This is a genomic window from Methanobacterium veterum (genome assembly GCF_000745485.1).
GTDB classification, from domain to species: domain Archaea; phylum Methanobacteriota; class Methanobacteria; order Methanobacteriales; family Methanobacteriaceae; genus Methanobacterium_D; species Methanobacterium_D veterum.
Map to the genome: position 1 here is coordinate 288,075 of NZ_KN050694.1, position 14,828 is coordinate 302,902.

The window sequence follows — 14,828 nt, forward strand, 5'->3', positions numbered from 1 at the left end:
TTAATCTGCAGATTGAATTGATTTAAATTTTATTTTTTATGTTTGGTTTTTGCTAAGAGTTAACATGAGTGATGGGAATGGTAAAATAAAATGTTGAACCCTTACCGTATTCTGATTCAACCCAAATTCTCCCGCCGTGCTGTTCTATGATTCGCTTGACTATAGCCAAACCAATTCCTGTACCCTGATATTCTCCAATGCTGTGTAATCGTTTGAAAATTTCAAATATATGGTCTTTATACTGTTCTTCTAAGCCTATTCCATTATCACTAACAGAAAATATATGTTCATCTTCTTCTTTTTTAGCTGAAATATGGATCTTAGGTTGTAATCCTTCTTTTCGAAACTTTAAAGCATTTCCAATAAAATTCTGAAACACACGTGAAATTTGGTCCTTATTTGCAGTTATTGATGGAAGTTTGTCATAGATTATTTCTGCATTGCATGCTTCAATCGAAGAATGGAGATTAATTAACGCATTATCAAGTGCTTCTTGACTATTAAACTCAGTAAATTCTCTTTTTTGTGTTCTCACCTGAGAATAATCAAGCAGCCCCTGGATCATATCCTTCAACCGCTGTGCACCACTTTCTATATATTCAATAAAATCATCAGCGTCCTGGTCAAACTTTCCCCCATAACGCATTTTTAAGAGTCCAGCATAGTTGCCCATGGTACGTAACGGTTCCTGTAAATCATGACTGGTAATATAGGCAAAACTCCGTAATTCCTTGTTTGAACGTTCTAATTCTTGTATTATTTGTTTTAGTTGTTTTTCTGCATTTTTACGTTTTGTAATATCACGAAAAACAATTTGAATTGAAGGTTTTCTTTTGTAGGTTAAAGCTGTTATCATTACTTCTACATCTATGGGTGTTCCATCTAATTTTAGAAATTTTTCTTCATATAAAGGCTCGGATCCCCCTTCTTTATATAGCCGAGTAATTCTTTTTTTTACATCTTCTTTATAATCTGGATGTACAAAATCAAGTATTGGCTTTCCAATTAACTCTTCAGGGTTTCCTCCTGCAATTTTTGCTGCAGAATCATTGATTGCTAGAATTATGCCTTCACTGTGAATAGCCCATGCATCAAAAGATTCTCTAAGTAATCTGCGGTATATTTCTTCACTTTCTTTTAAAGCTGATTCTGCTTTTTTACGTTCGCTGATATCCCTTGAAACTGCAAGAACTACATCCTTTCCTTTAAGCTTGAAAAAATGGGTTGCAACTTCAAAAGGTATTTTGGATCCATCTTTAGCTATTAAAACACTTTCATGTCGGGCATATCCTTTTTCTGACATTTCAGATGCTATTTCTGCATCAGAAACATCTGTATCTTGATGAACTATGTCATAAGGAGTCATATTCAAAAATTCTTCTCTGCTGTAACCTAAAAGGTTAGTCCCCACGTCATTTACTTCAATAAAGTTTCCTACGGCTCTATTTTTCTTTACTTCAGATAGTGTTATCATATCATTTGCATTATTTACAATTCCACGGAATTTTTCCTCACTTTCGCTTAATGCTTTATATGCTTCTTCCAGTTCCTTTGTACGTTCCTCTACTTTTTCTTCGAGATGATCATGCGCTTCTTTTAACTGCATTTCAGCTTTTTTACGTTTTGTAATGTCCGTAAACATTGCAAATGAGCCTGCAAAATTGTTATTTTTATCCGTAAGTGGTGTTCCTGAAACTTGAGTCCATACTTCAGACCCGTTCTTATTCTGAAATCTTCTTTCATAACGCTCTGAAATTCCCTTTTTTCGAGACTCCCTTTTAAGATTATGATCATGAATATCTTCGGGGAATAAGAAAAAATCAAATGATTTTCCAATCATCTCTTCAATTGTATAACCCAACATTTCAGCCATTTTTTGATTGGCAAATGTTATATTGAAATTGTTATCTATAACCCAAATGCCCTCATTTGCGGTTTCAACAATCTGACGGTATTTTTTTTCACTTTTATGAATAGCTTTTTCAGCTTTTTTACGTTTTGTAATGTCCCTGGTTACTCCTAATACCTCATTAACTTCTCCTTTTTTATTCATCAAGAATGTTATCACCACTTCTGTAGGTACGATACTGCCGTCTTTACGAATTTGGTCTACTTCATTAGTTTGAACCCTTGCTGATTCATCACCACTTTTAAGGGCATTTATACGAGAAGGCATATTTTTTATAATAGATTGATATGAGTTAGGAGTTAAAACCTCTTCCATGGATTGTGAAAGCACTTCTTGAGCAGTATATCCCCTTAATTGATATACTGATGGACTTACATAGTTAAATCTGCCAGAATTAATATCTAAAATCCATACAACATCACCCATATTTTCAGAAATCAGACGGTAATGTTTTTCACTTTCCTTTAATTTTTTCTCTGTAGTTTTATATTCACTTATATCTTCAAAAATTGCAGCAAATTTCCCTTTTTCAGGAGAAGTAACTACAATTCGAAAATATTTATCCAGTGGTTCAAAATAAGCTTCAAAATGTTCAGGTTCGCCAGTTATTGCAACTTTTGAGTAAATATCAATATATGGAGGGATAGCTACATTGTAAATTGCAGACGCTTTCTTTCCTAATACTTCCTCTCTTTTAAATCCAGTTATATTCTCATAAGCAGGATTCACATCAATAATAACATAATCAACAGCATTATTTGATGAATCGTATACAATCTCATGAACTGCAACTCCTTCAAGCATATTGTCAAATACTTTAAGCCGATTTTCTATTGTAGATTCATAAGCTTTTTTCATCATTCTATCGGGGTAGGCTGATTTTCATTTATTAGGATTCGCTCCGGGGAATATTGTGTAAATATTGCTATTTAAATTATTATGTAATTTTTGGTTAAATAAATGGAATTTTTTAAAAACAAGTTCAATTTAAATTAACCTAACATATTAATGAAGTATAAACCATGTACATGAGCGAAGATTAATACTATTTTAATGCTAATTTGAAATAAATTTTACTATCTAATTTTTGTCTAAAAAAGTGGTTTATTATTTGTTTTTATTTTATCCATTGTTATTTATTAATTATTAAAAGTTTTTAGAAATGGTTAAAAATACACTGTTTGATGTATATCTATTCTTTAAATATTTTGGTGTTTACAAATTTTTAATATTAATAATTAATTCTTTTAAACGATTAATTTATAATTTAATTAAATAAATTTTTCTATTTGGTTGTAATAACAAATAATAATATTATCTATTAACTGATACATGACTAAAGGGGATTATAATGGGATACTTGATCTGTGATAACTGCGATATTTACTATGAATTAGATGAAGACTTCAATGATTTTGATACCTGCCAAAACTGCGGCAATAAATTAAATTTTTACAGTAGCTTTGATGAATATTATAAAAAAAAGAGCGGACCTCAAAGAGAAAAAATAGCTGTCGGTAAAGGCTATGCTGAAAAAAAGAGCTCTAAATATAATTCCATATTAATCATAGGTGCAGTTTTTATTCTAATTGGACTTCTTGGGTTTATAGTTACTTTTTTATCATTATTGATCTTAGTTATTGGTGTTGGATTAATTTATTATGGATATAATAATGGTAAAAGCTGGAATAAAGGAATAAATGGGGAATACATTGTAGCAGAATATTTAAATCAATTACCTGAAGATTACTTTGTTTTTAATGATGTTAAATTCCCTGGAAGTTATGGAAATCTGGATCATGTGGTAGTAGGGCCTACAGGTGTCTATGTAATTGAAACCAAAAATTATGAAGGGTTTTTCTTAGTTAAAGGTAATGATTGGTTCTATAAAAATGGCAGCAGAGTTAAAAAAGCAAAAGGACAGCCTGGAAAACAAGTGATGGCCAACTCATTGTCTTTAAAGAAATTTTTAGAAGATAATGGAGTTAATATAAACTGCGTATGGATCAATTCTATTGTTACACTCATAGATAACAATTTTAAAATTGAACAAAAACCTGAGTATTATAATGTTTTGTTCCCTTCCACTATACCTCAATTTATTTTGAATTCTAACAGGAAGATTGATATGAATATTCTTAAAGAGGTGGTTCTTTTAATTGAACCATACTGCATTGAGTTGTCATATATGAATGTTTAATAATATAAAAGATAAAGAACTGAAGTGTTGGAATATGTTGAAATTAGAGGCATTTGAAGTAAATTTTGTAAGTGATTTCGAACTACTGTCAAAATTCATAGAATTTTACATGTTGCAAATCTGAAAGATTTGCAAACTTCGTTATAGACTTATATAACGAAGTTCAAATGTACAAAAAATACAAAATTTCCTCAAATTTTTCAAAATTTAACAACTGAAACTACCAACATACAATAAACTATGTAAAGTTCCATATTACGATCTTGTGGATAATAATATGCTAATTTGAAAATAAATTCTAAAAAATTTCATTTTTAAGACGTTGAATTTTTCTATAGATTTAATCAGGGTTCTAAATTTTTCAAGTATTAAGATGCGCATTGATATTTTAAATTTCATTAATCATTTTTTTTCAATAAACAAAAAAAATAAGTGAATATCTGTTTGTTAATATTACTCAATAGTTTTATAGTTATTACTAATGAAAAAGTATATATACTACTTTTCACTACTATCAAGTAACTTGATATCAAGTTATTTGATATCGAGTAATTTGATACCTTATCATTTTTTTAGATAGGAGGAGGTTACTAATATATATGTCAAGATCAGGAATTAAGCAGGAAAATTTGAAAGATATTCATGATAAAATCGAAGAAATAAAAGGACTTAACAGTTTAAAGATGTGGATACTTCACGTTTTAGAACACGGACCCAAAAATGGAGTGGAAATTATGGATGCTGTTGGAGAGCATCATAATGCGTTTTATAATCATATAAACGAAAACATACTTCCACCAGGTCACGGAAATAAACAAGAAAATGTAAAATGGGAATTTAAAAAGCCGTTACCAGGATCCGTATATCCCATGCTTAAAAAAATGGTTAATGAAAATCTAATCATAAAGCAACATGATGGAAGATATAACATAACTGAAGGTGGCTTGGAAATCGTTTATAAAATTTTTGGATTTCCAAAAGATACAAACGATGAAAGTAACCGTGAAAAAGCAGTTAAATATGCACTATCTGAAATCAGTGTATGTATATTGTATTTAGAAGATGTTCAGAAAGAACAATTGGTTTATCATAAAGATCTAATAGTTAGTTTAGTTGAAAGACTTAAAAAAATTCAGGATTTAATTGAATCCTGAATTCACGATTAAAATTTAATGTAATCTAAAGATTTTCAAAGAAAATCTAATGAATAAACCATCAATAAATCTTTTTATAATAAGGTTAGCTTTGGCTCTATTAACCTATTAAGAATAATTATTTTTTAAATTCTAATCTTGGTTAGCTATGGCTATCTTCAAATATTAAATTTAGACGTTAAGAGAAAAATCAGGAATAATAATGTTATAAAAATGAAAAATTCGAGTAAAAAATTGAATAATTCATTATTAGGCGTATTTATGGGAGAATAATTGCTTTTATGGAATTATACGTTGATTAATGAATATTCAAAATATGATGAGAGGTATTAATATGGAATATAAATGGATGGCATTAATAGCTATTTTCATATCATCCTTTATGGGCATGATAAATATGAATGTAGTCTTAATTTCACTTCCCGCCATTTTTAATGGTATTCAAATTGATCCATTAAGTCCAAATTCATTTCAATATTTATTATGGATTATAATGGGTTACAGTTTAGTTACGGCCACTTTGCTTTTAAGTTTCGGTCGGCTTTCTGATATTTATGGTAGAATAAAAATGTTCAGATTAGGAGTGATAACATTCACACTGGCATCAATTTTACTTTACTTAACTCCGTCAACTGGAGATTTAGGTGCAATTGAAATTGTGGGACTTAGAATATTTCAAGCAGTAGGAACTGCTTTATTTATGGCAAATAGTTCAGCAATAATAACTGATGCATTCCCCTCTAATGAACTTGGAAAAGCCATAGGTCTCAATGTAGTGGCAATAATGTCCGGACAATTCGTAGGTTTAATACTAGGAGGTATACTGGCAACATTTGACTGGAGGTATGTATTTTTAATGAGCGTGCCATTTGGACTTTTAGCAACTATCTGGTCCTTTAAACTAAAAGAAATATCTATTAAAGACGTAAAAACTAAACTTGACATTTGGGGAAACATCACATTCATTGGCGGAATTACACTACTCCTTATCGGAGTTACATATGGATTAATGCCATATGGCAGTGATCTCATGGGATGGAACAATCCTTGGGTTATTGCATCCATGCTAATAGGATTAATTCTATTAGTTTTATTCCCATTCATTGAAAAACGCGTCGAATCACCTATGTTCAAGTTTGACTTGTTTAAAATTAGGATGTTCTCATATGCAAACCTAGCAGGATTATTAGCTACTCTAGCTAGAACTTCTGTAATGCTAGTACCAATAATATTACTGCAAGGTGTTTGGTTACCGCTTCACGGTTATAGTTATGCTTCTACTCCATTTTGGGCAGGAGTTTCCTTGATACCCCTCACGGTTGGAATAATCATTGTGGGGCCAATTTCAGGAAAACTATCTGATAAATATGGTCCTAGGGGAATAGCTACAACTGGAATGCTAATCAGTGCATTAGCCTTTATGTTATTAGCAGCATTGCCATATAATTTCAGCTACATAGAATTTGGATTGATACTGCTTATGTTAGGTGCTGGAACGGGCATGTTCGGATCACCGAACAAAGCATCCATAATGGGTTCCGTACCACCTCAAAACAGAGGTGTAGCTTCAGGTATGATGCAAACATTAGATAATACAGCTATTGTAGGAAGTACTGCTTTGTTCTTTACAATATTAATCGTTGGAATAACACAAGGATTCCCAAGTGCTATGGCTAATTCATTGACTAGCATAGGTGCTGCTCAATTAGTTCCCGCATTTAGCAACATTCCACCTAGCGGAGCATTATTCTCTGCTTTCCTCGGATACAGTCCAGTAGATTCAATATTATCTAGTTTACCAGCATCAGTAGTTACCAATATACCCGGAGGAGTTTTAAACACACTTCAAGGAACTACATGGTTCCCACAAACATTTGCAAATGCTTTCCTTCCTGCTGTTAGAGAATCATACATAATAGGAGCAATATTGTGCATAATAGCTGCAATACTATCAGCCCTTCGAGGAGAAAAGACACAACATAAACAAAGTGATATTAAAACAACAAATGCAAAATAAAAAGAACAAGACATAAAAATTAGAGGTCCGAATGAAATTCGGCATTCTAACTAACTTTTTTATTTTTTAAGTTTTGAACATTTAATCAATCCAGATATTGTAACGTTATGAATATATTACGATCTTGTGACCAACATCCATTATATTACGAAGTTGATGAAAATTCTTTGAATTTTCGAAACGTCAAAATTGAAAATTTTGACAGTTGATAATACTCCTTGATTTTTGCCAGTTCAAATATACCAACATCAAAAAAATTTCATCAAACTTTTCAAAATCTAATAACTGAAACTCCCAACATACAATAACTTATTAAAAAATCCATATTACAATCTTGTGAGTCATAATATATTTTTAAGGAATGAAACTTCTCTATGCTTCTTTAAGGGATTCCATTAGGGCATAGAAATACTTTGGTTCATTAGTTTTATACAGATGATACCATGCTTCCAGTGTTTCAGCTTTCATTACATTTATTCTTTTTAATACTTCATATGAAAACTCTAATGGGGCAATACCGCTGGCTGTTATTAGATTGTTGTCTGTAACTGCTGGTTGATTTAAATAGAAATTTTCTCCGGTGTATTCAGGACAAAACATTTTTAAAACTTCTATATCATTACTGGCATGTTTTCTATTGTTTAATATTCCTTTATTTGCCAGGGCGATTGTGGCTCCGCAAATTGCTGCAATAATTACTTTTTCATTTATAATACCTGAAACAATATCTATTATTTTTTTATTTTCCTCTTCCATCCATGTATCTGCTCCAGGTAAAATAAGTAGATCATCTTCCTTAAACTGAATATTATCAATAATTTCATCTGGAGTAATTATAATACCTCCCATTGTTTTTATGGGTTTTTCAGTGTTCCCAATTTTTATAAGTTCAACTGAAGGTTTTGTTTTATCCAAATATCTGCCACTGTTTAGTTCTGCTGTCAAATAACTGATTTCCCAATCTGCTAAGGTGCTTAATACGTATATGTATACTTTCATAAAATTTCTTTAAGCATTTAATGTTTATAATTTTATGGTATTTCTGAGTACAAATTGTTGAAAAAATTAAATAGCAGTTTACTTAGCCTTAGAAATTAATTTTAACTGTTTTTTACTGAGATATATAGTCTAAATATACTTAAAACCATGAACAATTGGGTGTTTAAGAATTAAAATTATTAAATTTAAAGCTCTGTTTTAATATATTACGATCATGTGCCCATATCCATTATATTACTAAGTAAGCACCAAAATCAAAAATTTCATCAAATTTTTCAAAACAGCTATAGTTATCAACATATAATGGCCTATAGCAAAATCCATATTACGGTCTTGTGCCAGCGGTATATTCCTATAACTATAAATCTTATCCAAAATCTACATAATCCTTTTTCACCAGATGTCTTGAAAACATGTAACAAAATTACACCCAATGTGCAAAAAATGGAGTAATTCAATTTAATAAGGAATTAAAAATGGATTCTATTTTAACAGTGGGCATATTTAACTTCTAAATACAGTTTAGTTATATTATTTTTTTTCTCCCTTTGAATTAATCTATGCTCTGTTTCAAGAAATATTTGATTTAATTTTAATTAATAATAACTAATCAAATTTTTATATTACTAATTATATAATGACTGTTGATGAGAAGGTGAAGATTTAAATATATTACATACGGTAACAGGTGTCTAAAATGTAGAGAAGCATATGAATAACATAATATATGCCATAATACACGGTTATTGAAATTAATGTTCTTTATTAGTCAATGGTGATTATGTGAGAATTAAAATCATTAATGCTCCATTTAAAGAAGATGGAGTACAAGAATTGAAAATTAATAGTATTTCTGTCAGTGATTTATTAAAAAAATTAGAAATCCCTGTTTTCATGGTTATAGTTACAAGAAATGGTAGAGTTGCCGGAGAGCATGAAATATTGGCTGATGAGGATAATGTTCAGATTTCCGGTATGGGATGCTGCTAACTTTAGACAAAACAACTTCTTTTGAATAAATTCGGTTAAAAATGGTTGGTCATAGTAATGGGTCAAAAAGATTATAAAAAAGGAAGCATCACTCTTTGGGGTGCTGTTGGGATGGGAACTGGAGTAATGCTTGGAGCCGCCATTTTTGCAGTAATTGGCCAGGTAGCACAACTCGCTGGAAACTTAATGGCTGTTGCATATGTGGGAGGTGCCATCATTGCAACATTTAGTGCCTACACTTATGTAAAAATGTCCAATTCTTATCCATCAGCGGGAGGAATTGGAATGTTTTTTGTGAAAACCTATGGGAAAGGTACAATTACAGCATCATCTGCCCTTTTAATGGCTTTTTCTATGGTACTTTCTCAAAGCCTGATAGCCCGTACATTTGGAACATATACACTCCAGCTTTTTAATATAGGTCCAGAAAGTGGGCTTGTACCTGCACTTGGGGTAGGTTTACTTATTTTTGCATTTTTGGTTAATATTTCTAAAAATTATATAATTGAAACTTTTACTTCTACAATTTCTGTAGTTAAAATTGTTGGGCTTGCTATTTTTTCTTTTGCAGCATTAATGGCAGCAGGTTTTTCATTAGGAGCTCTTCCTCAAACTTTTTCTTTAGGAGTTGCTCCTCCGACTATACCTGCTAAGCAAGGATTAGGACTTGCTGCTTCATTCGCTCTGGCTCTTCTAAGTTTTAAGGGTTTTACCACGATAACAAATAGCGGTGCAGAAATAGTAGAACCTCACAAGAATATTGGCAGGGCAATTATTATCTCCATTGCCATATTAACAGTACTATATGTATTTATAACTCTAGCAGTGTCTAGTAGTCTTTCTGTGCCAGAGATAATTGCAGCAAAAGATTATGCCCTTGCAGCAGCTGCAAGTCCTACTTTGGGCATATATGGTTTGTGGTTTACAGTGGGAATTGCCATTTTATCCACTGTTACTGTATGTATTGGAAGTTTATTTGCCGTCTCCCGTTTGACTGCTATGCTTTCAAAGATGAAATTGATTCCTCACAGTCATTTGGGCATGAAAGGAAGAGTACAGAAACATATGCTTGTTTATCTACTGATTATAAGCTCAATATTAACAATATTATTTGATTTAAGCCGAATTGCATCAATTGGGGCAATATTTTATCTTGTAATGGATATCATTTTTCAATGGGGAGTGTTAAGAAGAATTAGAAAAGATATTAATGCAAGAGCTTCTATCATTACTGGTTCTATTGTATTGAATATTATTGCTTTGAGCGCTTTCGTATGGATGAAGGTTCAAATGGACATTTTTATTGTTTTAGTGGCTGTACTGTTCATTGCTGCGATCTTTATTGGAGAACAGTATTTTTTAAAGTCTTATTTATCTAAAGAATGAAGAAACTACTGTAAAAGAATATTTATTAAAATTATATGTTACAATATGAGTAAAAATGTATCTTATGGTTAAGAATTTATGTAATCAATTTTAAATAGAATAAACTAAATTTTGTACAGTTATCGCTTGCTTCTTATATTAAGTGTTTTAATATATAAATTTATGTTATATTGGGCCTTATTTTTTATTTAACGACTAAATTTTAATTATTTTTGCATTTAGTGAACTAATATATATCTAATATGCCTAATAATATGAATAAAGTTATATAATATTATTTAAGTAGTTTAAATTGATCATGAAATTAATAGTGGAATTATTAAGTCTATTCAGTTTGGCCTGAATTTTTATGGGATCCTATTTTAATTATCCAAATGCATCCAGTTTAATCTGATTGGAATTTCATGTATCTTATAATTGTAAAAGGGGGTGAAAAAACTGAAAAAACATGCAAAAGCCACTAAAATGTTAGTGATAATGGTTTTACTGGGTTTTTTTATTGTTTTAACTTCTGTTTCTAGTGTCAGTGCATCAACGGTTTATGTTAACACTACTGGAGATGATACAAATGGGAACGGTAGTGCAGAAAATCCATACCAGACCATAGGTAAAGGAATAAGCAGTGTTGAAGAAAATGGAACATTACAAATTGCAAAGGGAAACTACAGCGGAACAGGAAATACAAACCTTACGATCAACAGGAATATGACTATCATAGGTCAAAACCAGAATAAAACCATTATAAACGGAACAGGCACCAACTGGATATTCTATATAGACAGTGGTGTTAATGTAACCCTCATAAATTTAACACTAACCAGCACAACAACAGGCAATGGTGGTGCAATCTACAATAAGGGTAATTTGACTGTATCAAACTGTACTTTCACAAACAACACAGCAGCAAATGGTGCTGCCATATTCAATTATAATGGTACTATCAATGTAAATGGTTGTACCTTCGCAAATAACGTAGCAAACACAATTGGCGGCGCTATATTCAATTATAAGGGCACTATTAATGTAAATAGTTGTACCTTCACAGGTAATGCAGCAGATGAAGCTGCTGGTGCTATCTGCAATAATGGTAATTTAACTGCCACTAATTGTAATTTCACAGGTAACAATGCCCTGTGGGCTGGTGCTATCTACAATGTTGACAGTGCTATTATTACTTTAAGCGGTTGTAATTTTACAGGTAACAATGCAACTTATGGTGGTGCTATAACTAATTATTTGAGTACCTTGAATATGAGTGGTTGTAATTTCACAGGTAACAATGCTTCATGGGGTGTTATCCTCAATTATGGCAGTAATAGTGCTGGTTTGAATAGCTGTACTTTCACAGGTAACACAGCAAGTTATGGTGGTGCAGTCTACAATTATTACAGCACTATTATTTTGAATGGTTGTACTTTCAAAGACAACGATGCAACCACCAGTGGCGGTGCTATTTACAATGGGCTGGACAGTACTTTGAATATGAGTAATTGTACATTCACAGGTAACAATGCCCCTGATGGTGGTGCTACCTACAATAAAGGTACAATTACTGATTTGAGTGGTTGTAATTTCACAGGTAATAATGCAACTTATGGTGGTGCTATCAACAATTTTAAAGGTACGATTACAGGTTTAAGTGGTTGTAATTTCACAGGCAACGCTGCGACTTATGGTGGTGCTGTCTTCAATCATGGTACTATTAGTTCTGTAAGTGCTTGTACTTTCAACAGGAACGTTGCAAGCAGTAATGGTGGTGCTATCTGCAATATTTTTACTATCAATAGTTTAACTGGTTGTACTTTCACTGGTAACAACGCAAGTCTTGGCGGTGCTATCCGTAATATGGGCAATATTACCAATATCCATTTCTGCAGGATAGTTGGAAACAGCGCAACTTCTGGCAGTGCTATTAATAATTTGGATGGTTCAGTAAATGCAGAGTATAACTGGTGGGGTTTTAATACAAACCCAAAAAACATCAGCAACCTAATTACAGGCGATATTGATGATATAAATGCTGATCCATGGTTTATACTTTCAATAAGTGCAAATCCAACTGAAATACATAATACTAAGATGTCCAATGTTACAGTAAATTTATACAATGATTCAAATGGTGTTGATCATAGTAATGAATCCGCTAAGTACCCTTCAGAAATACCATTAACGTTTACTACAACATGGGGAAGCATAGCACAAACTATATTAAATTATGGAACTGGTTCAGCTGTATTTACAGCAAACGGGGGATCAGTACCTCAGCAGAACCCTGTAACAGTTTTTGTAACAGATAGTCTTAACCAGGCAGCCACATTATCTACCAATATCACAATAAAACCAACTGTAACTCTATACATCCACACAACAAACAGCGAAACACATCTTAAACCTGGTGAAACATTCATACTAACCTATAAACTCGGAAATAAAGGGCCAGATATGGCAAAAAACGTTAAAATAACATTCCAGTTACCAGAAGGCTTAGAATTTGTAAATATACATGTGGATAGCGGAAAATGGACATACAACGAGACGACAAGAACAGTGACATGGACACTGGACTCAGTACCAGTAGGAGATCCTTACCTGTACTTAACAGTTCAAGCTGCAGGTGACGGTAGTTATAAAATAACACCAAGCATCACTTCAGATACCTATAACTGGAATTCAGGAGATTCTGGAATTATAACAATTAATGTACAATCAAACAACAATAACAACTCAAACAATGATGGCACAGTAAATGCAGCCAGTAAAATTACAAAAACAGTTGGTTTACAGGATACAGGATTACCTTTAAACTACTTGTTATTAGCTGTTTTAATGGTTCTAGGTGGTTTAATACCAAAAAGAAAATAAACTCATTTCATTTTTTTAATTTTTTGAGAATAAAAATAAAATTTTTTTAAACGATTTAATATTAATTGACTTTTTCAGATATAGCCGCCATTCGACTAAAGATATATCGATTTAATGAATATAATAAAATCATTATTTTTGTGCTAATTAAAAATTTCATTAAATTCAAACTTAAAGTTGAAACCATCAGCAACTATTACGTTCTGTAAGCAAATTAGATGCAGACAACGATAAATCGCAGGTAAATAGAAAAAACAGGTTTTAATGGCATTAAATAAATAAAAAAAGAAAAAAAATTATTTTTCCCTTGTTACCCTTTGGGCCGGCAGCTTTTCTTCAGAAGATATGTACTCATAAATAAAGGCTGCTAAAACCGCCCCTACAATGGGACCGATTATGTATATTGGGAAATAGTTCCACAGGTTGTTCCCAGCCAAAACATAATCGCCTAAATAAGGTCCAAAAGTCCTTGCAGGGTTAAGTGAAGCTCCAGAGATATTACCAATTGTGGTAATTACTGCTGCAACAGTAAAACCTATTGAAATCCCTGCAAACCCTGGAACGGCTCTCCTATCAACACCAGACCCCATTATCACAAACATTAATAGAAACGTACCTATTGTTTCAACCAGAATTGCCTGATAATAACTTATTCCTTCAAATGGGGCAGTTGCACCAAGACCACCCACTGTAACTGCGTTCATCCCCACGCTTGCGGCAAAAAGGAAACTTGCAAGTGATGCTCCAATAAGCTGCGCAATGATATATGGAACTACTTCATTTCCAGGAAACTTTTTAGTGGCCCAGAGGGCAATGGTAACTGCAGGATTTATGTGACAGCCTGAAATATGGCCCATTGCATAGATTAATACAACAATAGTTAGGCCAAAAGCTAGACCTACCGCTAACCAGTCGCCTAAACCACCTAAAGCTCCAATTCCAATATTAAATGCATTTGGTACGGCAGATCCCTTGCTTATCATTAAAGTTATTGCAGCGGCACCTGCACCCATAAATACGAGGAAGAATGTTCCTATAAGCTCGGCTAAAAAACGCTTTTTAAGTGAAATCATGCTATCACATCAATCACTTTTATAAGCTGCATAGCACCATTCACACAACATCCGAGGTAATGGTTTTTCATGTTTTTTACTGGGAAAAGGAAATCCTCCCTCCCATATTTCAACATCTTCACGTATCACATGGTCCATACACAGCCCCATACCACAAACTATACAGATTGCTACGGCGTCTGAATCTTTACCTTCTAAAGCACACATATAACATTTCATTTTCAGCACCACCTTAAAA

Annotated in this window: 10 protein-coding genes; 6 read left to right on the top strand and 4 right to left on the bottom strand. The window is 32.3% G+C overall.

Going from position 1 to position 14,828, the window contains the following annotated elements; translation table 11 throughout:
* Positions 1-52: 52 nt before the first annotated feature.
* The gene (locus tag EJ01_RS16810; RefSeq protein WP_052376270.1) at positions 53-2,767 is read right to left on the bottom strand and encodes a PAS domain S-box protein; all 2,715 of its coding nucleotides are present in this window, start codon (positions 2,765-2,767) and stop codon (positions 53-55) included.
* A 493-nt stretch (positions 2,768-3,260) separates the two neighbouring features.
* On the opposite strand from EJ01_RS16810, the gene EJ01_RS16815 reads away from it, so the two are divergent.
* The 3 genes from EJ01_RS16815 (at position 3,261) to EJ01_RS15270 (ending at position 7,280) form a co-directional block, all read left to right on the top strand.
* Positions 3,261-4,109 (top strand): nuclease-related domain-containing protein, encoded by an 849-nt coding sequence (locus EJ01_RS16815; protein WP_052376272.1) that lies wholly within the window; start codon positions 3,261-3,263, stop codon positions 4,107-4,109.
* Positions 4,110-4,708: 599 nt separating this feature from the next.
* Complete coding sequence (locus tag EJ01_RS15265; RefSeq protein WP_048082576.1) at positions 4,709-5,263, top strand: PadR family transcriptional regulator; 555 nt, start codon at positions 4,709-4,711, stop codon at positions 5,261-5,263.
* 334 nt (positions 5,264-5,597) lie between these two features.
* On the top strand, positions 5,598-7,280 hold the full coding sequence (locus tag EJ01_RS15270) for an MFS transporter (RefSeq protein WP_052376274.1): 1,683 nt from the start codon (positions 5,598-5,600) through the stop codon (positions 7,278-7,280).
* A 372-nt stretch (positions 7,281-7,652) separates the two neighbouring features.
* Here EJ01_RS15270 and EJ01_RS15275 read toward each other — a convergent pair whose 3' ends face one another.
* Positions 7,653-8,279 carry a type 1 glutamine amidotransferase family protein gene (locus EJ01_RS15275; RefSeq protein ID WP_048082578.1) on the bottom strand — a complete coding sequence of 209 codons (627 nt, stop codon included), beginning with the start codon at positions 8,277-8,279 and terminating at the stop codon, positions 7,653-7,655.
* A 783-nt stretch (positions 8,280-9,062) separates the two neighbouring features.
* Here EJ01_RS15275 and EJ01_RS15280 point away from each other — a divergent pair.
* The 3 genes from EJ01_RS15280 (at position 9,063) to EJ01_RS15290 (ending at position 13,517) form a co-directional block, all read left to right on the top strand.
* Entirely contained in the window at positions 9,063-9,269 is a 207-nt protein-coding gene (locus tag EJ01_RS15280) for a ubiquitin family protein (protein WP_245611236.1), read from the top strand.
* Positions 9,270-9,314: 45 nt separating this feature from the next.
* Entirely contained in the window at positions 9,315-10,655 is a 1,341-nt protein-coding gene (locus tag EJ01_RS15285; protein ID WP_211251457.1) for an APC family permease, read from the top strand.
* A gap of 429 nt (positions 10,656-11,084) precedes the next feature.
* Entirely contained in the window at positions 11,085-13,517 is a 2,433-nt protein-coding gene (locus EJ01_RS15290) for a DUF11 domain-containing protein (RefSeq protein ID WP_157197653.1), read from the top strand.
* Between the two features lie 296 nt (positions 13,518-13,813).
* Here the strand turns inward: EJ01_RS15290 and EJ01_RS15295 are convergent, their stop codons facing one another.
* A complete protein-coding gene (locus EJ01_RS15295; RefSeq protein ID WP_048082581.1) occupies positions 13,814-14,590 on the bottom strand; it encodes an MIP/aquaporin family protein in 777 nt (258 codons plus the stop codon).
* A 9-nt stretch (positions 14,591-14,599) separates the two neighbouring features.
* Positions 14,600-14,809, bottom strand: a complete 210-nt coding sequence (locus EJ01_RS15300) for a DUF2180 family protein (RefSeq protein ID WP_048082582.1) — start codon at positions 14,807-14,809, stop codon at positions 14,600-14,602.
* Between the last annotated feature and the right edge of the window lie 19 nt (positions 14,810-14,828).